Genomic DNA, 26,200 nt, shown 5'->3' on the forward strand with positions numbered 1-26,200 from the left:
TCGCGGGCAGGTCGATCAGGAATATTGGCAGTGGCAACGGGATTCAAGCACCCGTGAAAGTGCCTGAATCCGCAAAGAATCGGATGGACGCGATACGCTTTTGATTTGAATGAAGGCATTAATGCGAATTGAAATTCTTATTAATACTATTTGTGTTTAAAACTAGCTACGGAGAATAAATATGCCGATAACCATAAGTATCCCAACCATACTCAGACCACTTACCGCCAACCAGAAGCGTATCGAAGTGGATGGTGCCAATGTACTCGATGCCATCGAACGGATGGAACAGCAATACCCCGGCGTCAAGGAAAAACTGATCACCGGGAGCCAGGCGCACCGCTTCGTCAATATCTATGTGAACGACAACGATATTCGCTTTAGAGAAGGCCTCTCGACCAGACTCACTGACGGCGACTTGTTAACCATCCTGCCTGCCGTTGCAGGGGGTTGAACCCGAAATTACTCCTGTCCTGAGAGAAACATGAGCATGAATCAACCATTGACGGGTTGTGTGATGAAGGGTCCGAAAAGCATAACCCCTGATTTTGCCCCCATAGCCGCCTCGTTTCTTTATCAGTCCGAAGCGTTGGGCATGAATATCGAGGCAAATGAGAATTGTGCAGATAATGAGGCATTGTGCTTCGAATTCGAAACACCCCACACTGCCCCTGTCATATGCGAGATCACCCGGTGGGAAGATCCTTCCCGGCAGGCAACTGTGAGCGAAAACATCATGCAAGCAGCATGCGGGCTGATGTCGGTACATGGGCGAACCCATCGGCAGCCGAAACCTCTAGGGCTGAACTACGTTTCGACCTTGACCGCGGCACTGGCGCTTCAGGGAAGCATCGCCGCTACCATTGGCCGGCTGCGGGGACTGCCTGTTTCCGGCAGCACTGTCTCGATGGCAGCTGCAGCCTTGTTGAGCATGAGCCAGTATATCGCCGGGGCGACCGCTTCGGAATCCCCTGAAACCGCCGAACCTCCCCGCTCACTCCCTGGTTCGTCTCCCGCTTGCCCTCCTTTTGTTTCCTCGGATGGAGTCTTTTTTGAACTCGAAACGCTTGATGCCGGTCCCTGGCAAAAATTCTGGACGGAACTGGGTGTAAGCTCAGCAGCGGCGGGAAAAGGATGGAGAGCTTTTCTGCTGCGGTACGCGAGGGCGGCATCGCCATTGCCGGATGAGCTGCCTCTCGCTATCTCGAAGCTGACTTATCACCGTATCTCACAGATATGTGCGAGAACCAGCATGGCCATCTGCCCTGTCCGCTCGATCGATGACCGGGCGCAGGACGACGATGCCAGACAAATCTGGCATCAAGGCCCGTGGTCGTTTTCGTCGTTCTCATCCGAACCAAAGCCGAATGGCGAATACCTGCGTCCCGCTGGCGCATTGCCGGGAAATGACCTGCCTTTAAGCGAATTCACGGTGATCGAATCATGCCGGCGCATACAAGGCCCTCTCGCCGGGCACTTGCTCGCACTCCTCGGAGCAACCGTTATCAGGATAGAACCGCCAGGCGGCGATGCCCTGCGAGGAATGCCGCCCATGGCTGAAGGTTGCTCCGCGCGTTTCCAGGCGCTCAACCGTCTCAAGACGGTGCGCGAAATCGATATCAAATCCGCGGCTGGAAAAACAGAAATCAGGGAACTGGCCCGACACGCCGACGTTTTTCTGCATAACTGGGCGCCTGGCAAAGCGGTACTGCTCAATCTCGATCATGGCGATCTGGGGGCAATCAACCCATCCCTGGTTTATGCCTATGCGGGTGGATGGGCCACCGATTGTGCCGAGCACGTCTCTTCAAATTCAATGCCCGGAACGGATTTCATGGCCCAAGCCTATTCGGGAGTGGCAGGAAAGGTCGCAGGAGCCGGCAGCAGCCGTGGCGGCTCCTTGTTCACTGTCCTGGATGTGCTCGGAGGCGTGGTAGCGGCTCAAGGCATCACGATTGCGCTGCTTAACCGGTGTATGAACAATGTGGGTACGAAGGTCACTTCCTCGCTCATGAGCGCAGCAACACTTTTGTGTGCCGAGGATTTCCGGGATATATACAGCCTGCCGGCTTCCGGTTCAAAACCTTCGACAAGTATCATCAATGAAGTCAATGACGTTTACGCCACAAGACAGGGCAGGATTGCAGTCGAATGCCCTGATGTGGATACGGTATTACGGCTCGCGGAAGTCCTCGATATTACTGCCGGCATTGAAAACAAAGACTTCCAGCGCTGCTTGAGCGAAGTATTCCCCCTGAGAACGGCTGATGAATGGGTTGAACTCTTCCAGCACGCAGGCATTCCCGCCGCCGTTGTCATCGAAGATCTTGCCGAGCTGCAAACCCTGGCACATCTGCAGCCAGGGCTGACTCCCGGCTCATACACCCAAGTCAATTCTCCCTGGAGATTTAAATGAACCATTCCGGCATTCTGGATAGGGTCCCCGCCGAGGTCCGCGCTCAATGGGCCCGGCAGGGAATCTATCCGAATAAATCCCTGTACGAGTTGTTTTGCGAGCAAGTGCGGCAGCACCCGGATAGTCCGGCAGTAATATCGCTCGACCACACCATCAGTTACGCAGCTTTGCTGGACAAGGTTCATTGCCTGGCTGCCAGTTTCCATGAATTGGGCATTGTTGCAGGCGATGTAATTTCATACCAGCTTCATAACAGCTGGCGTAGCTGCGCAATCGATCTGGCGGCGGCAGCACTTGGAGCCATCGTGGCGCCTTTTCCGCCGGGGCGCGGCCGCCTCGATATCCAGTCCCTGCTCAGACGCTGTGATGCCCGTACGATTATTGTCGAGCGCGAATATGGAAAAACCGACCTTTGCGAATTGATCGAATCCATCCGTCCCACCTTGCTTTCACTGCGCATCCTCGTTGTCGATGGAGCAGCCGGAGACGGTTGGCACGCACTGGATGACTTGTTCCGGGCCGGCCCCATTGAATCAGATCTGCCGACAGTCTGTCCGGATTCACCTGCCCGCTTCCTGATCTCATCCGGCACGGAATCCGAGCCCAAATGGGTTGCCTATTCTCATAACGCGCTGGCGGGCGGGCGAGGCCGTTTTCTGCGGCGAATTCATCCTGAAGGAAAGACTTTCAGGGGACTCTATCTGATGCCGCTCGGCACGGCGTTCGGCTCCACGGCGACATTCGGGGTTTTATCCTGGCTTGGCGGATCCCTCGTTGTCCTGCGGCAATTTGACGTTGCAGCAGCTGTTCAAGCCATTGGGGAACTGAAGCCTACGCATATATTGGGCGTTCCCACGATGTTTCAGCGCATTGCCGCAGATCCTGTGTTGGCGCAGGCGGATACATCCAGCCTGCTTGCCATCATCAGCGGCGGCGCGAAAATCGATGAGGCCTCCATTCGCCGTTGTACCGAGGCGTTCCGATGTGGATTCATCAGCTTGTATGGGTCTGCAGATGGCGTCAATTGTCATACGACCCTGGATGATGACCTGGAAACCATTATCAGGACGGCGGGAAGGCCCAATCCGGAAATCTGTTCCATTCGCATAATCGATGACCAGAAGCAGGAAGTGCCGCAAGGCTGCATAGGAGAAATAATGGCCAGGGGCCCGATAAGTCCCATGCAGTACGTCAACGCTCCGGACCTCGACGCCCTGTATCGTGACCAGGAGGGATGGGTGTATACCGGTGACCTCGGCCTGATTGATGAAGAGGGGCATCTGGTGCTATCCGGGCGCAAGAAAGACATCATCATTCGGGGCGGCGTCAATATCAGTCCCGCTCAAATTGAAAACATTGCTGTTTCCCATCCGGCTGTTGTGAGCGCAGCCTGCGTTCCAGTGGCCGATGCGGACTTGGGACACAGGGTTTGCCTCTGTCTCGTCATGAGAGAGGGCGCGGAACGTCCTTCACTTTCCCAGTTCACCCGTTTTCTCCATGAAAAGGGACTGGAGAAAAGCAAGCTTCCCGAATACCTGCGCTATTACCGCCAGCTGCCCCTCAGCCCGGCGGGGAAAATCGATAAGAAGCGGCTGACTGCCGAAGTCGAGTTCACGCAGTATCCTGATGAGCGGAGTCAGCCCGAATGGGCACATTGATGCTGCAAGCATATCAGGAGCATGGGGAGCATCGGGCATCCTCCCACACGGAAGCAGCCCGATCCCTTTCGCGAGAGGTAAGAAAGTTCGTCGACAAGGTGATCATCCCCTGCGAGCCACACTTGGCCGAGGGAGGAGATTCGGCAGCGCAACTGCAATCGGAACTGACCGAAAAAGCGCGGCATGCCGGCCTCTGGGGCCTGTTTTATCCGCTCTCCCACAGCGGAAAAATTGCTTCCCTCGAAGATTACCTGATCGTAGCCGAACAGGAAGGGCGCTCAGAGTTCTCATCCGCGATCTTCGGCAGCCATTCAGCCCTGGATGCACACATGCTCCTGAAATTCGGCAGCGATGAAATCCGCAGAAATTTCCTGGAACCCATGGTTGCCGGGGAAGCCATTCCCAGTTACGGCATGACCGAGCCCGATCATGGCGGCTCGTTTCCCACCCTGATAACGACTTCCGCCCATCTATCGAACGGAAACTGGACGATCAATGGCAGAAAATGGTTTGTCGGCAATGCCGACCGCGCCACTTTTGTCACGGTCCTGGCGCGCACTGGCAAAGAAGAAATCGATACCCGCAAGACGCTTTCAATGATCCTCGTTCCCACGAATTCGCCCGGATTCAGTGTCGAGCGCCAGATTCCCATACTGGGGCGCTTTCTGGGCCAAGGGGAAATGTCTTTCACCGATGTGCAGGTCCCCGAATATAACCGGTTGGGCGAAAATGGCAATGGCATCGAGCTGATGAGTCAACGGCTCCGTCTCGGCCGCCTGCTTCGCGCGATGAACTGGGTGGGATTGGCGCAACGATGTTTCGACCTGATGGGGACGCGCATCAATTCCCGCCGCGGCCTTTCAGCCCGGCTGCCGCACAAGCAGCTCATACGGCAGCACATCGCCAACGCCTATCAGGCTATTGCAAGTGCGCGCGAATTGATTCGCATCGCTGCGCGCGGAATTGATATTCAATGCCCCAGCGATGTGCGGATCAATGTCGCCAAAATGGCCGCGTCACAGGCGCTCTGCATGGCCTCTGATTCGACGGTGCAGCTTTACGGCGCCGAAGGCATCAGCGACCTCACGCCCCTCTCCGGAATTTACAGGATAGCCCGTACGTCGCGAATTCTCGACGGCACCGACGAGTCGCTTATCAGTTCGACAGGCCGCCGCCTCATCGACTTCTTCCAGGAAGAGGACGTATATCACTTTGACTAAATCACTCTTTGCAGTCATCTGGTTCAGGATTGTCCTGGTATTTGCCATGGCCCTGCCCATGCTGATCTTGTATGCCATCAGCACGCTGGGGCCATTCCTCGTGCGTGATCTGCGCTTTGAGGCCGGGTTGCTGGGTTATCTCGTGATGAGCGCGTTCGGCATCGCGGCCATTCTATCGCTCTGGGCAGGCGCGTTCGTGGATCGGATCGGGACACGGCGGGCGCTAGCAGTGCTTTTCTTCACCGTAGCGCTTGCTTTTGCGCTGATTGCAACGGTTGAAGATTATTACTCCCTCGTTGCAGCGGCTGCCATTTGTGGAATCGCCCAGGCACTGGCAAACCCGGTCACCAATCTGCTGATTGCACAGCAGGTGTCACCGGAGAAAAAGGCGACAGTCGTAGGACTCAAGCAATCCGGTGTTCAACTCGCGGCGCTTTTTGCAGGTCTGGTTCTTCCCGCCATTGCAACGCAATACGGATGGCATGTGGCATTCGGCATCGTTGTTCCGGTAGCGATACTGTTCGGGATTACGACACCTTACATCGCTCCGCGAAAACCCTCGGGAACGCGTAAAGCTTTCACGGTCCTGCTGCCGAATGTACTGCTGCTGCGTTTGATGGCCATCCAGTTTTGCGTGGGTATAGCACTCTCCGCCTTCGTTACGTTCCTGCCGACCTTTGCCGTCCGACAAGGCATGCCGCTGTCGGTGGCGGGCAGCTTGATCGCCCTCTTCGGCGTGATGGGAATACTCTCGCGGATGGCATTGACACCCCTTGGCGCCAGAATGAAAGACGAGTCGCTGCTTCTGCTTGTGCTCATTGCCATTGCAGCTTGCGCAATCGCAGTGACGATGAAGGCCAATGCGGACAGTCATTGGTATCTCTGGGCAGGGGCTGTGGGAATGGGCCTCACCGCCGTCGGCACCAATGCAATCGCAATGAGCATGCTGATCAGGGATACCGCATTTGGCCCGGTAGCAACGGCATCGGGTTTTGTTTCCGTCGCTTTCTTCGGGGGCTTCGCATCAGGCCCGCCCCTTTATGGTGCGTTTTCGAATTATTCCGGCAGTTCCCAGTCTGCCTGGGGCTTGCTGATCGGCGTGCTCTTGTGCGGATGCCTGATGGCCCTGGGATTGGCTTCTGCCCGACGACGCAAAGCGCAAACACCGGCGCCAACTGGCGCGCACCAGCGTGCGACTACCGCAAAGGTGTAAGAACCTGAAATGTAAGAACCTGTGAAGCCATGAATCCAATAATCCTCATGACCTCGCGCAAGGGTAATTCAGGCAGCGAAAGAAGACAGTTTAGTGTTTGCTTGATCCAATACATCCACTTGATATGCACATGCTTGAAAAGACCCGATACAACATCGAGGAACAGTCGCCAGGCATCCTGTTGAATCATGCAGAAATGAAGCAGGCACTGGAGTTGCTGGTACAGCGCATGGAGGCCATTCATTCGAGCTGCGCGAACAGTTTTCCGCTTTATTCGCCGGGGGTTGCCGATCGATGGACTTTATCGTCAGGCGGTTCCTGGGTCGGGGGATACTGGGGAGCATGCTGGTGGCTTCGATCACGGATAACCGGCGCCCTATCCGATCGCCATAAGGCTGCCGCCATCTGCCAGCGGCTATCCCCGAAAGTCACGATCGACTCCATTAACCGAAACCTCATATTCTGGTACGGGGCAGCACTTGGCGATCTCTGGTTCGGTGACGTAAAGGCGCGTGGCCTTACCTCGGCATCCATTTTCGCGATTGCCTCTTCCTATGATCCGAAAATGCGTGGCGTTCCACTCGGTAGAGACATGGGAGGCGGAAAGGAAGGCAATCAACTCATCTCCGTGGACTCGCTGGCTCCCCTGATCCAACTTCTGAATCACAGCGGGGACAGTGCTCATCATCAAGTCGCGCGTACTCACGCAAGCACCCTGTCAGTAGTGTGTGGGATCGGGAACGGCGCATTTCACCCCGGCGCATGCTTCGCTGACGGGCACTTTCAACCAGCGGGGCAGGCAGGCGTATGGTCTCGCGGTCAAGCGTGGGCCATGCTGGGATTAAGCCGCGCAGCAGCACTGTGGGGAGAACCTTACCTGACCTGCACGTTGCGCGCGTGTGAATACTGGAAGCGCTCGCGACCGGAACCCCTGCCCCTGAATCGGCTGGATGATCCATCAGGTCTTTCCGACCCTTCGTCCTCGGTCATCGTGTCCCTCGCAATGCTCACCCTCGCTGAACTGCTGGCGGATGGAACGCAATGGCGTACCTCTGCGCATCAGAAGATTGCCGCGATCGTTCGAAGCGATTACTTCACTGGTTTTCATGAAAACGGCAACCATGCAAAAAGTGGCGATCCGCCTTCCGGAATATTCTGGGGTTGCTGTTATAAGACCAGCGACAACAAAGAGGAAATGGTCGAATCTGCCTGGGGCAGTTTTTTTCTCATGGCCGCTCTCTGCGTTCTGCTGGATATGCTGAAGCCGGACGAGTTTTAAAAACGCTGCTGAATCGAGCAACATCTAAACGCATAAAGGATAAAAGGAAAAAAGGCTATGAAAAGCACCTGCCTGAAAATCACCAGCATCGCCAGCCGAATCACGACGGGTTTATCGCTGATGTCGATCATGCTGGTTTCCCCTCCGGCTGTTGCCCAGACAGATAGGCACGAAGCGCTTCTCCTGCATGCCGCACGGGTTTTCGACGGCCACAACATGAGGACGAACACGTCGGTACAGGTAATAAACGGAAAGGTAAGGCAAATCGGCCCGCGCGGCTCATTCCCATCCGGTGATGCGAAAGTCATCGATCTGGGAGATGCCACGATACTGCCCGGTTTTATCGAATTGCACGCGCACCTTTCGTTCCAGCGTGTTCCTGCCGATACTGTATTGAAGCACGGGATTACCACCATCCGGGACGTAGGCGGACCGGTACACAAGCCCTACGGGGGAAATGGCGCCTTGCGTGTGCTTACCTCGGGACCCATCATCACCGCCCCTGGCGGTTATCCTATTCCGCTGACAGGGGAAAAGAATATCGCAACACCGGTATCCACGGAGAAAGAAGCACGAGAAACAGTTCGCCACCTGATCGATGCGGGAGCGGTGGTGATCAAGATCGCTCTGGAACCCGGCGGCGAGCCCGGCGCGCCGTGGTCGGGCGGTCATGTGAACGGGCATCACCATGACGTTCCCGCAGCTGCCCATAGTCATGCTCATCACAGCCCACCCAACCACAAACCGCCCAGTCACGAACCCGCAAGTGACAAACCGGCAAAGCACGCCCATTCCTCTCACCCACATCCCAATACTGGTTTCAACACTGCTTGGCCCCTGCTGTCTGAAAGCATCGTAAAGGCGATAGTGGATGAAGCGCATGCGAACAAACGCAAGGTAACGGCCCATATCGCCGAGGCAAAAGGCGCGGAGATTGCCATTAATGCGGGCGTGGATGAATGGGCGCATGTGCCCTGTGACATCATCCCCGAACTCCTGTTAAAAAAGGCCGTGTCACAGGGCGTCAAAATAGTTACGACGCTCGATACCCTGTCGAAATGCCCCGGTGTTGCGCACAATGTCCGCATATGGCGGGAGCAGGGTGGCGAACTGCTGTATGGCGCTGAAATCGCACATCCGGATATTCCCAGGGGAATCGACGCCCAGGAGCTTATGTTCATGATGCAGATGGGAAACATGGAAACGCTGGAGGTCCTGCGCGCAGCCACGTCGAAAGCGGGGGAACACCTCGGCTTGCCCCTTCTCGGCACCCTCCAACCCGGCGCACCTGCCGACCTGATCGCTGTCAGGAACGATCCCACCCATAACCTGAAAAACCTGGAATACCCGGACCTGGTTATTTCGGGCGGAGAAATTGTTCTGAATAATTTTCCAGCCATTTTCCGGCCAAGGGCAGCGGCAGGTGACAGGTACAGGGCCAACTTCGCTCGATGATCAGGAATTGTTGAATGAAGCCTCAAGTGCAATGTAACTTGCATTGAATAGCGCGCTATAATCTCCTCCCTGCGGTATAAAAACGATTCCTCTTTAATCAGGAGCAAAAATGAAGAAGACAACTTTGATATTGACGTTTGCCGCACTGGCTGGCTTGATGGGCTGTTCGAAAACAGATCCTTACACTCCGCCCTCGGATGCCACGGGAGAAGATATATTCAGCACAAACTGCACAAAATGCCACAAACCCGAAGCCGGCGCGGCAATGATATTGAGCGAGAAGATGGCCAATAAGGATGCCATCATTCAGAAAGTCCAGAAGGGAAGCATGGGCATGACCGCTTTCCCCAATATTCAGGGCGAACCGGCCCAGCGTCTCGCAGAATACGTTCTGGCGAACAGCAAGACGAAATAGCGGCCGCGCCAGGGTTCTGACAGGAATGACGGCAGGATATGAGACCACAGCCGCCACAGCTGCCTGTCGCCTGCATCCGGCTGGATGGGGAAAAATGACGGCGGAATCCATCCGGGAAAAGCTTTTGAACTCCTGGAAACGCCTTGCATATCCCCTCCTGTTCGCATAATCCGCACCCGATAGTCGTTCCGCACGCTATCAGTGGCGGTTTCCCCGTAGTGAATCCGCCTGCATGACTCCTCGGGCGCCTTATCGTCTGGCCCGTCTTGCCTGCGCCCTTGTTATCCTGGCGTTGCTGTCCGTTGGCATTCTCTGGCTGGTATTGCGTGGAAGCCTGCCGCAATACGAAGGAACAGTGCAAACGGACGCCCTGTCTGCACCTGTGGCTGTCGAACGCGATACCCTCGGTACCACCACGTTGCGTGCGCAAAACCGGCATGACCTGGTTTGGGCGCTGGGTTATGTTCACGCGCAGGAACGCTTCTTTGAAATGGACCTGCTGCGTCGGCAGCCTGCAGGCGAACTGGCTGAGTTATTCGGATCACGCGTCCTGCCCGCCGATCGGGAAGCACGCAAGCATCGGATGCGGGCACGCGCGTCCTCGATGCTGAAAGAGTTGCCGGTTGAACAGCGTGAACTGCTCGATGCGTATCGAGATGGGGTAAATGAAGGTCTCGATGCGCTGACGACAAACTCCTTCCCCTATCTTCTGCTGGGGTTGCAGCCTCTGGCATGGCGCAGCGAAGACAGCCTGCTGGTCATCGGGGCGATGTATTTCACGTTGAAAGAGGCAAGTGACGTGCGCGAGCTTGCCTTCTCCACCCTGCGGGATGCGCTTCCCCCGGCTGCCTTCCGGTTTCTTAGCGCCAAGGGTGGCAAATGGGATGCCCCGTTGCTGGGCCCTCCCCTTGCCTGGCCGGATATCCCGCCTGCAAGCGAACTCGATCTCCGCAAGCTCGATCCCGGCCTTATGCCTCCCGTGGATACGCATAGCCCCGACGAATACATCGACGATGTGCTTGGGAGCAATAGCTTCGCCGTGACTGGCTCGCTGGCCGGGGGCGCGGCGCTGGTTGCCAATGACATGCACCTGGAACTGCGCGTCCCCAATATCTGGTTTCGCACACGCTTCATCTATCCCCATCCGCAACGACCGGGGGAAGCAAGCGACATCACAGGCGCCAGCCTGCCGGGCACGCCGGCAATCACGGTCGGTTCCAACCGGCACATTGCGTGGAGTTTTACAAACAGCTATGGCGACCTGATTGACTGGGTGCGGATAACGCGCGATCCGGATGATCCCCTGCGCTACCGGACTGCGGATGGATGGAAGCGCATCGAAGTGCATCGCGAAGTGCTGCGTGTACGCGGATCGGCAGATGAAACACTGGAGGTCCAGGAAACAGAATGGGGACCCATTGCGGCAACCGATCATGACGGAATACCCCTCGCATTTGCCTGGACTGCGCACCAACCGGGCTCCATGGATATCAAGCTTACCGAGCTGGAACAGGCGGAAAGCGTGGATCAGGCGATCGTCATAGTACGGAATGCCGGTATTCCCGCGCAGAACTTTATCGTCGGTGACCGGACCGGCAGAACCGCATGGACTATTGCCGGAAGGCTTCCGGCACGGGACAAGGGGTATGATCCGCGGCTCCCGGCAGACTGGAGCGCACCGGGTACCGGCTGGAACGGATGGCTGGATCCCGCGCTCTATCCAACCATCATCGATCCCACCGACCAGCGTCTTTGGACCGCGAACGCGCGCACTGTGGATGGCCTGATGCTGGAGAGGCTCGGGGATGGCGGCTTTGATCTCGGCGCACGGGCAAAGCAGATCCGCGACACCCTTTATCAACACGATCATTTCACGCCCGCCACCATGCTGGCTATTCAACTGGACGATCGGGCACTGTTCCTCGCGCGATGGCGACAGCTTCTCGAACAGACCCTGGAAAGAACCGAAGCGGCACCCTGGCGCATCGAAATGCAACAAGCGCTCAAGGATTGGGATGAACGTGCATCCACAAAATCCGTGGCCTACCGCGTGGTGCGCGCCTTTCGCCAGGAAGTTGTAAGCGGCGTGCTTCGCGGCTTCGAAGCAGCCGTGCGGGAGAAATATCCGGAATTCGTGCTGCCACCGTTGAACCAGGCGGAACATGCGGTATGGAAATTAATAGAGGAACGTCCCCCGCACCTTTTACTCCCTGTCCATTCTGACTGGGACGATCTCCTCGGCAAGTGCGCGCACCGGGTTGCAGAACGTTTCCGGCGCCAGCCTGGCGGTATCGCGGCGAGAACCTGGGGTGAACGCAACACAGCGAATATCCGGCACCCTTTCAGCCAGGCTTTACCATTATTTATCGGAAAGTGGCTGGATATGCCCAAAGATGAACTTGCCGGAGACAGCAAAATGCCACGCGTGCAGGGGCCGGCGTTCGGTGCGTCGAACCGTCTCGCCGTTGCCCCGGGCGATGAGGAGAATGGATATTTCGAGATGCCCGGCGGCCAGAGCGGACATCCCCTGTCACCTTATTACGGTAGCGGACACGAAGGCTGGGTGACAGGCAGACGCACTCCCTTCCTTCCCGGACCGCCCGAGCAGACATTGCATCTGCTACCCGCCCACAAAAATCCCTCCTGACCCCTCTGTCCTGGAATCGAATCCAGGATCGCCAGGCGTCAGGCTCATTGCTTGTGGGAAGCGTCCGGTTTCCTGTCGACACCGCCAGGGCGACTCAACCCCGGCTCTATGGCCTGAACGCCTTCCTCATATTGAGTATAAATGTAAATAGGCAGGTCCAGGTCCCCGAGATGGCGCTCGATCAAGGGCTCCACCACCTTCCAATCCAGGCCGCCCGCACCCGTAGCAAGGCGCGGCAGCGCAATATGGGTGAACCTCTTGCTCTCCAGCAGATTGCGAAGTTCGCGCAACGACAGTTCTAAAACTTCCTTTCTGGCCGGGGGCGGCTTGCCCCCGGTGCCGGGCGGCGCTTCATTTGTCAGCAGGCTGATCACCCGCTTGCTCATCGCGCCCGACCAAACCCATACATCGCCGGCTTTGGGGTGCATGGCATGGCAGAAGTGGTGGAAATCCTTGACCAGGGCGGGCCACTGCTGGCGCAAACTCAAAGCCAGTCCTTGGCTGAAATGATCATGAGGGGCAACGGCATGAGCAATGACCTGAGCATGGCTCAACAGGATATCGCCCCTTACTTCGTGAATCATGCGCCTCCCTCCGCAATGGATGACGATGAATAAGACAAAATAAGACAACCCATGATTCAGTATAGCAAGTTGTCTCTTTTTAGCCTCCCCATGATTTCCGCCGGACTTCTAACGATTTCTACTTCTACCTGATTTCCATCCCCAACAGATTTTGACCAAATCCGTTTTCGAGAATGGAAAACACGCCGATAAATTCAAATTCACCTTCAAATCTCAAACCGGGTTGACAGCGAACTTTGCCTTTTCTATACATAAATTGGCCTTCGCATTATTTCCGCTATTGACTCCAACTCTAATCGGTTCTGAGGATCTGACATGATCAAACCCTTTTCTGCCCTGCTCACTTTGGCCTTCGCCACTAGCCTTGGAGCGCCAGCGGCTTTTGCACAACTGCAAACCCGAATCGTTGCAAGCGGCCTTGATCACCCTTTGTTCGCAACATCGCCCGCAGGAGACTCACGCCTGTTCATTGTCGAACAGGGCGGGTTGATCAAAATCCTCCAGAATGGGACTGTGCAGCCAACACCATTTCTTGATCTGTCAGGATCGGTCGATACCGAGGGCGAACGCGGCCTGCTGGGCATGGCATTCGATCCAAACTTTGCCAGCAACCGTCGATTTTATGTCGATTACATAGACAAGACCTCGCTCAACACCGTAGTCGCCACGTACCAGGTAAGTGCGACGCAGCCAAACGTGGCAGATATCACTAGCCGGCAAACAGTGCTCACTGTGCAGCAACCTGAGTTCAACAATCACAAGGCCGGGTGGCTCGGCTTCAGGCCCGGTGAATCAAGGAATCTTTACATAGCCACAGGAGACGGCGGCCTCCGCGATGATCCCGGGAATCGCGCGCAAAACCTGTCCAGCAATCTCGGCAAAATTCTGCGGGTCGATGTTTCATCTGACCACCTGCCTAATGATCCCACGCAGTATGGTTATGCGATACCGGATGGAAATGTCACCGGGGGTAATCCGGAAATATACGCGTATGGATTGCGCAATCCGTTTCGCGACAGCTTCGACCGGGAAAACGGCACTTTCTACATCGGTGATGTCGGGCAGAACGCCCGCGAGGAGATCGATATAGGCGCTGCCGGAGCGAATTATGGATGGCGCAGATTCGAGGGCACGCTAGTGAATTTTCCCAACGATCCACAGATTCCCAACCACACGCCACCTATCTTTGAATATAACCATACCGCAGACGGCGCCTCAGTCATTGGCGGCTATGTCTACCGCGGCTCAGAAATCCCCGGCCTGGCAGGCACCTACTTCTTTGCTGACTTCGTGAACGACAAGGTGATGTCCTTCCGCTTCACCGGCTCGGGCATTACAGACCTTACCGACCGCACTGCCGAACTGCTCTCCCCAACCGGCATTTCGGGGAGTATCTCTTCATTCGGTGAGGACGCTTCCGGCAACCTTTATCTGGTAAGCCTCAATGGGCAGGTCGGGCAAATCGCTCTTATACCCGAACCTGCAAGCTACGCAATGATGCTGGGTGGGATGGGTTTGATCGGGGTGTGGGTCAGGCGAAGGGGGAAAGCGGATGGGGCGAAATTCGCATGAAGTTCTGCAAGTAAGCAGCGTTGGAGTAGGGATGCTTTTTTCCGCTCGAACGGTGTTTTAACGATTCAACTCTCGCCCGGCTCTTCGGCCGGGCGCTACAGTCCAGGCAATACCTTCTTTCCGGGTCCGTACTTGTTTCAATCCTCGCCCGGCTCTTCGGCCGGGCGCTACGGAGAAAATAATCGAGAGGAGGGGAGGTTAAAGTGTTTCAATCCTCGCCCGGCTCTTCGGCCGGGCGCTACGAAAAATCGTCCATGTACTGCGGCCCGGCAAACTTGTTTCAATCCTCGCCCGGCTCTTCGGCCGGGCGCTACGATCCTACCAAACGGCATTGCGGCTGGTTTCACAGGTTTCAATCCTCGCCCGGCTCTTCGGCCGGGCGCTACGACTCGCGCAGGTCGCAACCCCTCAACCCGAGAAGTTTCAATCCTCGCCCGGCTCTTCGGCCGGGCGCTACTTCCTAGTGGGGAGTGCGGATGCGGAAATTCATGTTTCAATCCTCGCCCGGCTCTTCGGCCGGGCGCTACAGCCTTCAGGACTACGCTTCTGACGGCATCTTCGAGTTTCAATCCTCGCCCGGCTCTTCGGCCGGGCGCTACAGTACAACTACAAAGTTATGATACAAAAAAAGAAATTGTTATAAGTGCGCGAACCGTATCCAGAGTTGCCGTCTAACATTTGAAACATCAAATTTGAAAAAATTTTTCCATATTAATCAGGTAAGTACGGACGCGCGAACATACCGCATATTTACCGTAGCTTCAGGTACGCGCATGTTAAATAACTAAAGGCCTTTCAAAATTCACCGCCCTGAAACTTCCATACTCCTTTACGTGCAATTCGACGGGCTCCGTTAACCGATATATGCGCAGGTTATCTTCCTTGAGTTCAATCTCTGCAAGCAGCCTTCGTTCCAACTCTTCGTATTGCATCAGGTTAACTCTACATTCAAATACTGATTTCTGTACCCGCTGCCCTATTCCTTCACATATTTTTGCTACACGCCGGAGCCTTTTTCGCCCTTCCCTGGTTTCTGTGGAAACGTCATACGTTACGATAATGAGCATGGCTATTTCACAAGAAAAGGTACGTATCCATCTATCTCGCCGCGGATTGTTCTTGCCAAAAAGCGCGCCTGGAGTTGTGGCAGCAACCCTACCGAAACTTTGGTCTGCAACAACGGATGCGTAATCTGCTCCTGCTTACGCTCCTGATAAGCGATTACTACGGCCTTCCTTGCTTCACCTTCCAAATAAACCGCACCTCCTTCACGTTCCCTGAGATCACGGAAAGTAATTTGACCGCGATTTACCAAAGTCAAGGCGAGCCGATCAGCTAAGATGGCGCGAAATTCCTCCATGAGATCAAGAGCCAGCGCTGCTCGTCCAGGCCGCACTGCATGGAGAAAACCTAATTGTGGATCGAGACCTACACTCTCCAACGCAGAACGACAATCGTTCATTACCATTGAGTAAAGGAACGATAGCAGGGCGTTGAAGCGGTCGCGGGGTGGCCTGCGTGACCGCCCATTCATGGCAAAGTGCTCCCGAATATTGGGACGAACCAAAGAGGGCAATGCCGAGAAATAAACCTTGGCAGCATCACCCTCAAATCCTCGCAACGTATCCAGGCTTGATATGGTGGGCAGGTTGCGAATGGAGCGAGCCAACGATTCCGCCACAGTACTTAAAATTTCACGATCTTCCAAATCCTCCGCCTCACGCGCGCCACGCATCAGTACCTGCCTTGAATTCCGCAGTTTTCCGGCGATCATTGCCTGAGCGATTGCCAGTGTAAATTGCTCATCCACCGCGCGACGATGGTGCGTCTGACGAAGCAGGATATTCCCGCTGATACCGCCTTCGAGCCGAGCCTTGAAGCGCCCGTTATCATCCAGCAAGACCAGGCTGATTCCATCATCGGCACAGCGGTGCATCAAGGCAGGTGAAACCAGGATATTCCCAAAACAAACGACCGAGCCAAGATGATGCAGCGGCACCTGCATTTTCTTTTGACGCTCCACATCTATGCGTAAGGTGTCATTTTCCAGATGGACGTACGCATGGGGTGTCATGACATAGAGCGTATTAAGGATCTGGCGCATTTGCTAATCAGGAACAAAAAGAGACGAGCGTAAGGAGGCTTGGCTCGCCTTGGCCGCCAATGCCTCCGGCTGGCATATTTCCTTCAAGGAGCACTCCTTGCAGCGCGTATCATTAGCAGGAGCCGGCAGTTTACCGGCAGTCAGCAAAGCACGCACCGCCGCGGTCACCTCTTCCACCTGGATACGTAGCGCATCGGTTATCACCACTTCTCTCCGCCTCCGGGAAGAATGGTGATATATCGCGCCGCGAGGAACGGATTTGCGCGTCATTTCTTCCAGGCATACCGCCTGTGCAGCGAGCTGCAGGTCATCATGCGCCTTGGTCTTGCGCGGACCGTGCTTCGTCTCGACGGGATAGATACTTCCATCATTTCGAAATTCGACTGCATCACATCGACCGGTTAGCCCAAGCCGATCAGACCATACGGGTAATGCCCGCTCCACGCGAGCGCCGGGCTGAATCTCCCATCCAGGCTCGTCTACCCGAGCATGAACGGCGTCTCCCCAAGCAGTATGCACGTTATCACTGAATTCCTGCTCTATATGGATCAAGGCACACTGGCGTGGACAGTAGCTATAGTGCTGGAGCGCGGAAATCATGATAATGTCATCACGCTCGACAGTATCAACATTCATCAGTTTTTCCTGAGCAATTCGAGACGAGCCCATTACGGGTCAATTCAAGCGAATGATAGGGGGCGCTTTACCCTCATCGAAATGACAAAGAACCGCATCGTGTATCTGTTCTTGCAAGCTCTCAAGATCATCTGCTTCGGTAAAGATAGACACCTAGCGCACGAGCGGTATAACCCCCTTCTGGGGCCTCCTCAACCAGAAATATGATTTCATTCATCGCTTATGCCATCCGTGTAAGCGTTACGCCCTCCATAGGAGAAAGCTGCCCGTTAACGGGCATCTCATTACCATTTATTGTCACTTCATAATCAGAGAATTCACGCGGAACCTTTGCTTCGTCCTTTTTCCTAACAGCAACCTTTTCGAATAAGGTGTGTGCGTGAGCGTTTCCAAGCTGGCTATCGTGTTTGAACACATACAAGCCGCGTGTAGCCATTTGCCCCCGTGCGGCGGAGCGATCGTGCTCGAACATCTGGGCAAGTGCCTGCCAGAGCATCTCCAGATCATTCTCGTCGAAACCTGTTTGCTCGGCTAGAAAGGCTGATACAAAGCCATAGCCAACATAAAGACCGTAAGGAACGGTAAACTTGCGTCCCATTGTGCGATTATCTCCACTTTGCTTTTCTGCTTCCGCCTCGGTCGCAACTGCCATACGAGTAATCGAGTGCTCCAGTGTTACAACGGGATCGATGGAGCGGGCAAAAGTCATCTGTACAGGACCACGAACCTGGCCACAATTCACGCCCGTCGACATCACAGCGCCAAACGTACGTACATCGTAAAAATTCCGGCACATCCATTGCCGCGCTTCATCAACTGCATCCCCACCCTTGTGTTTTTTATCGTCACCTTCAAGCAACTCAGGTTTGCCGATGCCAAGGTAAGCACGTTTATGCTGATTATTTAGCACTGCCCTTTCTTTAACGTAAATCTCGAATGGTGGTTTCTCTCCTTTTATGAGACCCACGAAATTGCGCACTTTTCGCTTGAGACTTACATCGGTTACAAGCCCATCCCCCGATTCTGCATCGATTCGAGGCAAGTTACCCGCATCGGGATCGCCATTCGGGTTGCCGTCTTTAACATCAAAAAACAACACGAAATCATACCGATTGTTTAACGCCATGATTTATTCTCCCTGCTTGTTGGATTTGGTAAAGAAAGCCTGCCGCTGGTGGTAGTAGCCGATGGCGAAGCGCCCCTGATCGGCAAGACTCAAATGGGCAGGGAAATCAGTGATGCCTGCCATTATTTCGCCAATCAATTTTTCAAAATAGCGTTTACGCCCATCCTCCACCTTGGCAAGATGGTGATTTTTAAGCTTCATCAGATTGGCAAATACCGTGACAGGTGTACTGGATGCAGCGCCGTAGAACCGATCGCGAATGGTCGCGCTAGGATTGACTGCCTCCTCCTGTACTTTTTCCAGCGCGGCAAACAGACGCCCTATTAGATAACCTGCATTATTGTTGCTTTCATCGAGTGACACAGTAATTCTCCCTTCTTGAGACTGTAAGTAGCGAACTTGCCTATTTAAATAGGCTTTAATAAGAGCGGCGCGCGGATAAGTAATCTGCCTCTCCGCTCGGATGCGGCGGATAACCGCTTGCAACAAAGTTGCGGGATAAGGTAATCCTGCCAAAATTGCGCGGGTGAATTCACCCCCAAGATTAGGGGCGACGTTCTCAGACTTTCCTTGTAAGGCTGTACAAGTCAATAGCCTGAAGAGTGATAAATGGGATTTTTCAAAGCTTGGCTTGATCATCCTCAAATCGTCAAAGTGCTGTTGAATCCGAGCAGACATCTCGGCAACCGTGCTGACCAGCCAAAAGCGTATACTTATGCGAGCAGCATTGGGTGCAAGGCCAAGAACGTAAAAGCGCGTATCATCGCTGTTATCAGTAAAAACTCCCGTCTTTGGTGAGTTGAATAATGCTTCGACAGCCCTGGTTTGTTTTGCCGGATCATCTTTGGAGGGCTCATCAAATAAGTCCCCAAAAATGTCCTCAAGCTCGGTTTGCCTTTCCGCCCAAAATACGGTGGAAGCATCGCCAACTTGAATGCGCTGACCTGACTCGTTACTCAACAAATAATTAAGTGCTGTGGTGTATGCAAAGGCGGCATGTTTACCCACCGGCGCATTTCTTCCTTGTTCTTTGGCAAATGAATTAAAGGCTTCTTTATTGAAGGAAACAATATTTGCGCCACTGGTTTGCGCACCTCTAACACCCTTAATAGAGGTATGTAAGCGCTCAAAGCTATGCGATGCCCCCGTAACAAGACATGTTACTTGTGCCGTATCGGGGTCGATGGCGTTGGCCAATACGTCCCTCACAGCAGGCCTCTGGCAAATTAGTTCCAAGTCTCCGTTTAGACGAAAAGTCAAAACAGGATTTGTTTCCAGAATTTCTGGCCAAAGTGAATCAGCTTCCAGCCGAATCCTGTCTCCCGTCGCAAAAAACTGGCCAATGGCGTTAAGTCCGGCATCATCGACTCCAAGACAAAATTGCTCGAATCGCGCTCGAAATGCTGCATGCTGCTCCTTGACCCGCTCCACTTTGCCATTGAGCGTTACGCCTAGCACATATTCAGCGCTATCCCATAACAGGTTAGCCACAATGCCTGAAGTTTTCTTCACTCCCTGAGGGACAAGGAAATTACGAGGATTCTTCCTCTTCCCATAAGTAGTTCGCGTATCTTCAATTTGTACTACCTTGCCGTGGGAATCAATTTCGATTACGAAAGGAATGCCCTTGGTCTCAAACCCTGGACGTGGCAAATCGATATTTCGTTCGTAGTAAGCGCATAGCGCTTGAAAAATCATCCCCGCACCTCCACGTCCACTAAATCAATTACTCCCCTTTCCAATTTCGCATTAAAAAAGCATGGATTAGGGCTTTTTTGGTCGCTGTAATCCATGTCATACAGCATCCAGCCCAGATCACGACTTTCGTTAATAGGAGGAGGTAACGCATCGGACACTTCAATCAAGCGGAAATCAGCGGCAAACTCTCGGCAGCCTAAATACGGTTGATTTACGCACTGACCCTTTCTGGCGCGCCGCTCGAACATATCTAAGAATTTGCCTGGATTGTTCCCCTCACCCGCATTAGGTAGAAGCTCGAACCCAGCATGAATGCGGTACGCAACATCACGGAGGAACAGGCCTGCTCGTTGCTGCCGTTCGTCTTCTATGTAAAGGCTCAATCTCCCCCTCCCCAGGTTCATCGCGGTCTGCACGTTGCGCGAGGAGATGACTGCTCCGACTTCGTTACGCCTCAGGTTTATCCACCTGATCGGTTTCAACACTTCAATCTTCGTCACCTTCCACTTTATTGCCGGTTTCCATAAAACCGCCTCAAACACCGCTCTCGCGGCTGAGGGAGTGATAAGGTCATAGCTGACGCGCTCAACCTTCATTTCAGGACGAGTGAAACACGCAAAATTTCCCGTGACCTCAAGGCAAAATGCCTTCATTATTCTTATCCCCACTCGTTTCATACAACTAAATCATCAGGTGCTATTTCCCCGTCTGTGATAACTCCCAGCGTTTCATCGTAAAGCTTGTTTCCAACTTGAGCATATATTCCCGAATGGATCGGGTACACGTCGCCGGTCTTTGCCAGATGAACAAACAGTCGCGCGGGTATGTTTACAGCATAGCGCTGCAGCTTGCGCATAAGATCGCGCGTCGGGCCAATGCGGGACAATAGTTCGAGGAGTTCATCACTCTTTCCATACCGCACTAGAATTGTTGGGTACTTATCGTCGATGAGCTTGAATTTTTGTGCGACTGTGCGAAATTGAATCTGCGCCCGTCGAGCGTCTCTGCTGAGAAGATCAGTAATACTGTGCTTATCCAGTGAAGGAGCGCGAACATAAAGATGCTCGAAAAACCGCTGAACAACGATACGCCCCAAAAGATCCTCTTCGAGCCCAGCCATAAGGCTGACAGAAATTTGTGCGGCCTGTCGCAGCAAACCTGGAGGAGCGGAAGTTGGCGGCACAAAAATAATCACTCTCCCCAACCCCTTTAATTTACCCTCCCGATTACACCTGCCTGCTGCCTGAGCAATAGAATCCAATCCCGCCAGAGCGCGATAAACCACAGGAAAATCCAGGTCTACGCCCGCTTCTACCAGTTGAGTGCTAATGACGCGCACCGACTCATGACGGCTTAGTCGCGATTTGATCTCGGCAATAACACGACTACGATGCTCGCCACACATTAACGCAGATAGATGTAGCGTGCCTTTCGGCATGAGTCGATGGAGCAGACGGGCATCGTCGCGGCGATTGACGATGCATAACATGATGGGATATTGAGCGAGTTCTGCTGCGAGGCTATCCCAATCCCGGGGCTTGTATAGATCAGAAGGTATTTCAACCTCTACCCTCTTTAATGCAGCGCATAGCGCATCTGGGTCCTCGATGATTTCACACACATTATCCAGACCGCGAAAAGGTTTTTGGCCGCAAATCTCGAAGGAAGCGAGCTTGGGTTGGGTGGCAGTAGAGAAGAGAAAAGTCACACCATAATGGGTCGCCAACAGATTTATTACAACCGTAATAGGCTGCAAGAACTCAGGCGGCAGTAATTGCGCCTCGTCCATTACCACTACACTGTCTATTATGTTATGTAACTTTCGGCAGCGGCTGGTGCGGGAAGCAAATAGGGACTCTAAGAACTGAACGTTGGTCGTTACTACGATTGGAGCATCCCAGTTTTCTGCCGCTAGGCGGGAGCGCGCATTTTCACTTTTATCGGGATCCAGGTTGGAGTGGTGTTCGACAACGTTATCACCAAATATGGAACGGAAGATACCGGCAGTTTGTTCGATAATGCTGGTGTATGGAATAACGTAAATTATCCTCTTTCTGTTGTGGGCAAGCGCGTGCTCCAAGGCAAAGGCCATGCTCGCCAATGTCTTTCCTCCGCCGGTAGGAACGGTTAGAGAAAACAGTCCTGGCATGAAAGCAGCTTTAGTACGACATTGACGCAGAATATCCCGACGAATGGCGTTAACAGGAGTGGGATCGGATTTCGATATCATTCGCTCCATGTGGTCATTGAAATCGGCAAGGAGGTTAATTAGATCGCGTTAACCTCGACGGATGACTGCTCTTTCCTCCTCCATGAAGGTCTCGGTATCGAGAAAATCCGCATCCACTAGGCACGAAAACAGCATACGCAACCACAGCGCCAATCCATCTGCTCCGCCTAAAGGTTTTTGGGACGGCAATATGTCTGGGTTGATTATCTGGGAGGGAATTTTCGAGAAAGGCAATGCCTCAAGGTGCTCCTTTGAGGCGAGCCGATATTCCAATGCTGCTGCGCCTGTCTCCGCTGTTGACCAATCTGGCAATCCTGCGTGGTGACCCGCAATCAAATAGGCTAAAAATCTTCCCTTTGCACCCATTTTCTCGCAGGCGAAAATGGCGCCAGCGGAGGAGTGATTTACGCGCTTTGATGAACCTTCAATTTCGACGTGCGCATCTTGTTTCTCATAACCGCTGGCTAACTTGATGTAGTCCTGAAAGCCTGCTGAGTATTTTCCCAAGTCGTGCCACAATCCCGCCAGAGCAGCCCACTCCCCGCCTTCAAAGGGTTGGGCAAATTCCCCCGCCAAACGTGAAACCTTTTGTAAATGCTCTTCCAGCGGATGTTCCTTCCAAACGCCGTTGGAATCTTGTCTGACATGGGCGAGGTATTGAATTTTGCTTGATCTTTCCATCTATTGTGCTGACGCTTCTTTTTATAGCGCTGCTCAGGAATAAGATGATTTCTCACTCCATTTCCAAATCGGTCTATTCAGATGTTATTGCCTTGAAACGGGCTCAGCAATTGGACTAAAGTACTACGTCCAAGACCTGATAGTCTTTGTGTCTTTTTCCGCTCGGACGGTTTCAGGACAAAGCTTTGATGGATTGCGCCACGCTTCCCCATGCTACGCCGTAAGCATAAATGTGCATTTCTAAGCCATTACTCTTGAGAAGGTGATTCGAGAACATAGCAGCTTGACCTTAAGGTCCAGCAGCAGGTAATGTTCAGCCCTTTCCATTGCCGTTCCGGAATCTCCATCCTTGACTACCCCCTCCACCAAACACGAGCTGCTGCACGACCTTCTCAAGCAGGTTTCCCGTTCGTTTTATCTCACACTCAATGTGCTGCCGATTGGTGTGCGTGACCAGATGGGCCTGGCGTATCTGTTTGCGCGTGCGGCCGATACCATTGCTGATACTGATCTGATCGACCGGGCAGAGCGGCTCAAGTACCTTGACCAGTTCCGTGAGCAATTCACGACGGCCGGGGTTGATCGGGAAGCGGTTCAGGGGATTCAGAGCGCGCTGGTCCCCCATCAGAAAGACTCGGGAGAAAGCATTCTTCTGCAGCGGCTGGAGGATTGTTTCAGGCTGTACGAGGAGTGTTCGCCCGATGACCGGAAGCGCATTCAGTGGGTCATAAAGGTGCTGACTGAAGGGATGGAAATGGACTTGAACCGCTTTCCCGGCCAGTCAAGTGACCATCTAGCGGCGCTATCCACTCTGGACGACCTGGATCAGTACACCTACTATGTCGCAGGTTGTGTCGGGGATTTCTGGACCAGGATGATCTGTGCTCACCGGCCGACGATGGGGCGATGGGATGTGGAGGAGATGGCGGCCATCGGGGTAAGGTTCGGGAAAGGACTGCAACTTACCAACATTCTGAAGGATATCGGCCGGGACCTGCACAATGGCCGTTGTTATATTCCCGAATCGCTTCTCGATGAGGTGGGCCTGAAACCAGCAGACTTGTTGAATGACAGCAGCCTTCCAAAATTCAAACCGGTTCTCGACCGGCTCATCAGGATGGCGGTGGAGCACCTGGATCAAGGCTGGATTTATACCATGGCGATTCCCGTCTCGGAGATTCGTCAACGGCTGGCCTGCATCTGGCCGATCCTGCTGGCTGGCGAAACCCTGCGGCGTGTCGCGGTAGCGCCCGATCTGCTCGATCCCGCTGTCAATGTCAAGGCGCCTCGAAGCGAGGTATACCTGATAATGACGTTGACAACCCTGACCTGCGCCAACGGCTTTGTTGCAACCAGTTACTGGAACCGAGTCCGGGAGCAGGTTGTCTCAGCCGTAGAGCAATAACCGCAGAGCCGGCTGGCGTAATATGAAATATTAACTATCGCTGCCGCGCTTCATCCTTGAAGTCAAAAAAATCGAAAACGTTTTTGTGCCAGATACTCCCCACAATCTTTCTTTCCTTCCCCAGCAATGAACCAGTCTCCCGATAAAAGCGCGATGACTGTAACCGCGCGACCAGCCATGGGTTTCTTTGCCACTGTCGGCGGCTGGCTGGACGAGAATATTTTCGCGCTGGGCCGCGAAATGCGTCTATCCTACCTGCCGCCGCTCATGGTTTACGTAGCGGCGGGTATTTCCGGGCTGACGTCAATCGTCGGCACGTTTTACGTCAAGGAGCGGTTGGGGCTTTCGGCCGAATTTCTTGCTGCGCTCGGGTTCTGGATGATGCTGCCATGGGCTTTGAAGATGCCGCTCGGGCACCTCGTCGATCTTGTATGGCGGTGGAAGAGCCTGCTGGTGTATCTGGGTGCCGGCTTGATCACGTTGAGCCTGCTCATCATGATCGGGTTACTTGGACACCTGGAGGAGATGCGCGCCATTGCTACCGTGGAGGCGTGGTACGTTACCGCAGCATTGCTCGCGCCCATTGGCTACGTCCTTCAGGATGTGGTGGCGGATGCAATGACAGTGGAAGCCGTGCCGCGAGTCGACAAGGACGGAAACCCGTTAATGCTCGAAAGCCGCAAATCCATGCATGTCACTATGCAGACGCTGGGCCGGGTCGCCATCATCAGCGGGGGAATTCTGGTCTCGGTGGTGAACGTTTATGTCCTGCAAGGCGTGGGTGAGTTACCCGAAGCAGGCAAAGCCGCGGCGTACCTGTTCGTCTATGAGCTTGCCTTGATCATCCCGCTGGTTTCCGTTACCGGTGTCCTGTTCGCCTCATGGCTGCATCGGCGGGATATTGCGCGTCTTGTAGCGCAAGGTCATAGCCGGGTGGAATCGGAAGCGCTGCTTGGGGTTAACCCCGATCCTCCTCCGGTGAACTGGTGGATACTCGGCGGCGGCTTGGCTTTCACGGCAGTCTCCCTGAGTGTAGGCCTGAGCCAGATACCGGGGGGAGAGGAAATCATCTTCCTGGTTTCCATGGCTATCGTCTTATTCCTGATGTGGCGGCTGACGGGCGAACTGGAACCCGAGGCGCGCAATGTGCTGGTGGGCACGGCAATCCTGATATTCGTGTTCCGCGCCATACCTGGGCCAGGGGCTGGTTCAACCTGGTGGATGATCGACCACCTTGGCTTTGATCAGCAGTTTCTGGCGACATTATCCCTGATCGGCGCGACCTTGACCCTGGCGGGAATGTTCATCTTTCGGCGATTCATGGCTGAACGTTCGATCGCCTACATTATCGGCTGGCTTACCGTCGTTGGCACTTTCTTGTCCCTGCCTATAATCGGAATGTATTACGGCTTGCATGAATGGACGGCGTCTCTGACGAATGGCGTGGTGGATGCGCGTTTTATTGCGGTGATCGATACGGCGCTGGAATCACCCTTGGGGCAGATCGCAATGATCCCGATGCTGGCGTGGATTGCCAACTCCGCCCCGGAGACCCTCAAAGCCACCTTCTTCGCGGTGATGGCCTCGTTCACCAACCTTGCCCTGTCCGCGTCGCAGCTTGGAACAAAATACATGAACCAGATTTTCATGGTAACGCGCGAAGTGACGGACCCCGATACCGGGAAGCTTACTGTTCCCGCGGATTACAGCGAACTGGGTCCGCTGCTGGTTTCAGTGACCGTAATTGGCCTCGTATTGCCGCTACTGGCTATCTTCCTGCTCAGGCATTCGCGCTTCCGCAATGCGTGAGGTGCTGGGGGGAAAAGGCTTTGGATGCCATAAAGGAGAAGGAGAAACAAAG

General features: G+C 54.3%; 21 protein-coding genes and 1 CRISPR repeat array. Of the genes, 12 read left to right on the forward strand and 9 right to left on the reverse strand.

Annotated elements, in window-relative coordinates; translation table 11 throughout:
- The first annotated feature begins 181 nt into the window (after positions 1-181).
- From AC52W5_RS10720 to AC52W5_RS10760, 9 genes are all read left to right on the forward strand, one after another.
- Positions 182-454: a MoaD family protein gene (locus AC52W5_RS10720; RefSeq protein WP_495670978.1), complete on the forward strand. Its 273-nt coding sequence runs from the start codon at positions 182-184 to the stop codon at positions 452-454.
- A 30-nt stretch (positions 455-484) separates the two neighbouring features.
- On the forward strand, positions 485-2,416 hold the full coding sequence (locus tag AC52W5_RS10725) for a CoA transferase (RefSeq protein WP_495670979.1): 1,932 nt from the start codon (positions 485-487) through the stop codon (positions 2,414-2,416).
- The gene (locus AC52W5_RS10730) at positions 2,413-4,074 is read left to right on the forward strand and encodes an AMP-binding protein (RefSeq protein ID WP_495670980.1); all 1,662 of its coding nucleotides are present in this window, start codon (positions 2,413-2,415) and stop codon (positions 4,072-4,074) included. Before AC52W5_RS10725 ends, AC52W5_RS10730 begins: the two co-directional genes overlap by 4 nt.
- Positions 4,062-5,294, forward strand: coding sequence for an acyl-CoA dehydrogenase family protein (locus tag AC52W5_RS10735; protein ID WP_495670981.1), 1,233 nt, complete (start codon positions 4,062-4,064; stop codon positions 5,292-5,294). Before AC52W5_RS10730 ends, AC52W5_RS10735 begins: the two co-directional genes overlap by 13 nt.
- Positions 5,287-6,507 carry an MFS transporter gene (locus AC52W5_RS10740; protein WP_495670982.1) on the forward strand — a complete coding sequence of 407 codons (1,221 nt, stop codon included), beginning with the start codon at positions 5,287-5,289 and terminating at the stop codon, positions 6,505-6,507. Before AC52W5_RS10735 ends, AC52W5_RS10740 begins: the two co-directional genes overlap by 8 nt.
- A gap of 130 nt (positions 6,508-6,637) precedes the next feature.
- Complete coding sequence (locus tag AC52W5_RS10745; RefSeq protein ID WP_495670983.1) at positions 6,638-7,786, forward strand: glucuronyl hydrolase; 1,149 nt, start codon at positions 6,638-6,640, stop codon at positions 7,784-7,786.
- 57 nt (positions 7,787-7,843) lie between these two features.
- Entirely contained in the window at positions 7,844-9,241 is a 1,398-nt protein-coding gene (locus AC52W5_RS10750; RefSeq protein WP_495670984.1) for an amidohydrolase family protein, read from the forward strand.
- A 109-nt stretch (positions 9,242-9,350) separates the two neighbouring features.
- Entirely contained in the window at positions 9,351-9,656 is a 306-nt protein-coding gene (locus tag AC52W5_RS10755) for a c-type cytochrome (RefSeq protein WP_074973464.1), read from the forward strand.
- A 232-nt stretch (positions 9,657-9,888) separates the two neighbouring features.
- Positions 9,889-12,303, forward strand: coding sequence for a penicillin acylase family protein (locus AC52W5_RS10760; RefSeq protein WP_495670985.1), 2,415 nt, complete (start codon positions 9,889-9,891; stop codon positions 12,301-12,303).
- 44 nt (positions 12,304-12,347) lie between these two features.
- Here AC52W5_RS10760 and AC52W5_RS10765 read toward each other — a convergent pair whose 3' ends face one another.
- The gene (locus AC52W5_RS10765) at positions 12,348-12,887 is read right to left on the reverse strand and encodes a macro domain-containing protein (protein WP_495670986.1); all 540 of its coding nucleotides are present in this window, start codon (positions 12,885-12,887) and stop codon (positions 12,348-12,350) included.
- 315 nt (positions 12,888-13,202) lie between these two features.
- Here AC52W5_RS10765 and AC52W5_RS10770 point away from each other — a divergent pair, with 315 nt between their 5' ends.
- Positions 13,203-14,459 (forward strand): PQQ-dependent sugar dehydrogenase, encoded by a 1,257-nt coding sequence (locus tag AC52W5_RS10770; RefSeq protein WP_495670987.1) that lies wholly within the window; start codon positions 13,203-13,205, stop codon positions 14,457-14,459.
- 62 nt (positions 14,460-14,521) lie between these two features.
- Positions 14,522-15,058: a CRISPR direct-repeat array (repeat unit 37 nt; unit sequence GTTTCAATCCTCGCCCGGCTCTTCGGCCGGGCGCTAC).
- 177 nt (positions 15,059-15,235) lie between these two features.
- On the opposite strand, the gene cas2 is transcribed toward AC52W5_RS10770, so the two are convergent.
- The 8 genes from cas2 to AC52W5_RS10810 form a co-directional block, all read right to left on the reverse strand.
- Positions 15,236-15,526 carry a CRISPR-associated endonuclease Cas2 gene (gene cas2, locus AC52W5_RS10775; protein WP_495670988.1) on the reverse strand — a complete coding sequence of 97 codons (291 nt, stop codon included), beginning with the start codon at positions 15,524-15,526 and terminating at the stop codon, positions 15,236-15,238.
- 2 nt (positions 15,527-15,528) lie between these two features.
- Positions 15,529-16,563 carry a type I-C CRISPR-associated endonuclease Cas1c gene (cas1c, locus tag AC52W5_RS10780; protein ID WP_495670989.1) on the reverse strand — a complete coding sequence of 345 codons (1,035 nt, stop codon included), beginning with the start codon at positions 16,561-16,563 and terminating at the stop codon, positions 15,529-15,531.
- 3 nt (positions 16,564-16,566) lie between these two features.
- The gene (gene cas4, locus AC52W5_RS10785) at positions 16,567-17,199 is read right to left on the reverse strand and encodes a CRISPR-associated protein Cas4 (RefSeq protein WP_495670990.1); all 633 of its coding nucleotides are present in this window, start codon (positions 17,197-17,199) and stop codon (positions 16,567-16,569) included.
- Positions 17,200-17,419: 220 nt separating this feature from the next.
- On the reverse strand, positions 17,420-18,325 hold the full coding sequence (gene cas7c / locus AC52W5_RS10790; protein ID WP_495670991.1) for a type I-C CRISPR-associated protein Cas7/Csd2: 906 nt from the start codon (positions 18,323-18,325) through the stop codon (positions 17,420-17,422).
- 3 nt (positions 18,326-18,328) lie between these two features.
- Complete coding sequence (gene cas8c, locus AC52W5_RS10795; RefSeq protein ID WP_495670992.1) at positions 18,329-20,023, reverse strand: type I-C CRISPR-associated protein Cas8c/Csd1; 1,695 nt, start codon at positions 20,021-20,023, stop codon at positions 18,329-18,331.
- Entirely contained in the window at positions 20,020-20,700 is a 681-nt protein-coding gene (cas5c, locus tag AC52W5_RS10800) for a type I-C CRISPR-associated protein Cas5c (RefSeq protein ID WP_495670993.1), read from the reverse strand. The genes cas8c and cas5c overlap by 4 nt, the downstream gene beginning before the upstream one ends.
- Positions 20,697-22,253 (reverse strand): CRISPR-associated helicase Cas3', encoded by a 1,557-nt coding sequence (gene cas3, locus AC52W5_RS10805; RefSeq protein ID WP_495670994.1) that lies wholly within the window; start codon positions 22,251-22,253, stop codon positions 20,697-20,699. The genes cas5c and cas3 overlap by 4 nt, the downstream gene beginning before the upstream one ends.
- Positions 22,254-22,301: 48 nt before the next feature.
- Positions 22,302-22,934: a CRISPR-associated endonuclease Cas3'' gene (locus AC52W5_RS10810; RefSeq protein ID WP_495670995.1), complete on the reverse strand. Its 633-nt coding sequence runs from the start codon at positions 22,932-22,934 to the stop codon at positions 22,302-22,304.
- Between the two features lie 349 nt (positions 22,935-23,283).
- Between AC52W5_RS10810 and AC52W5_RS10815 the strand changes: the two genes are divergently transcribed.
- Together AC52W5_RS10815 and AC52W5_RS10820 are read left to right on the forward strand one after the other, a co-directional pair.
- Positions 23,284-24,339 (forward strand): phytoene/squalene synthase family protein, encoded by a 1,056-nt coding sequence (locus AC52W5_RS10815; RefSeq protein ID WP_495670996.1) that lies wholly within the window; start codon positions 23,284-23,286, stop codon positions 24,337-24,339.
- A gap of 177 nt (positions 24,340-24,516) precedes the next feature.
- Positions 24,517-26,148, forward strand: a complete 1,632-nt coding sequence (locus tag AC52W5_RS10820; protein ID WP_495671007.1) for an MFS transporter — start codon at positions 24,517-24,519, stop codon at positions 26,146-26,148.
- Positions 26,149-26,200 lie beyond the last annotated feature (52 nt).

The sequence above is a fragment of the Nitrosospira sp. CT genome (assembly GCF_059489795.1).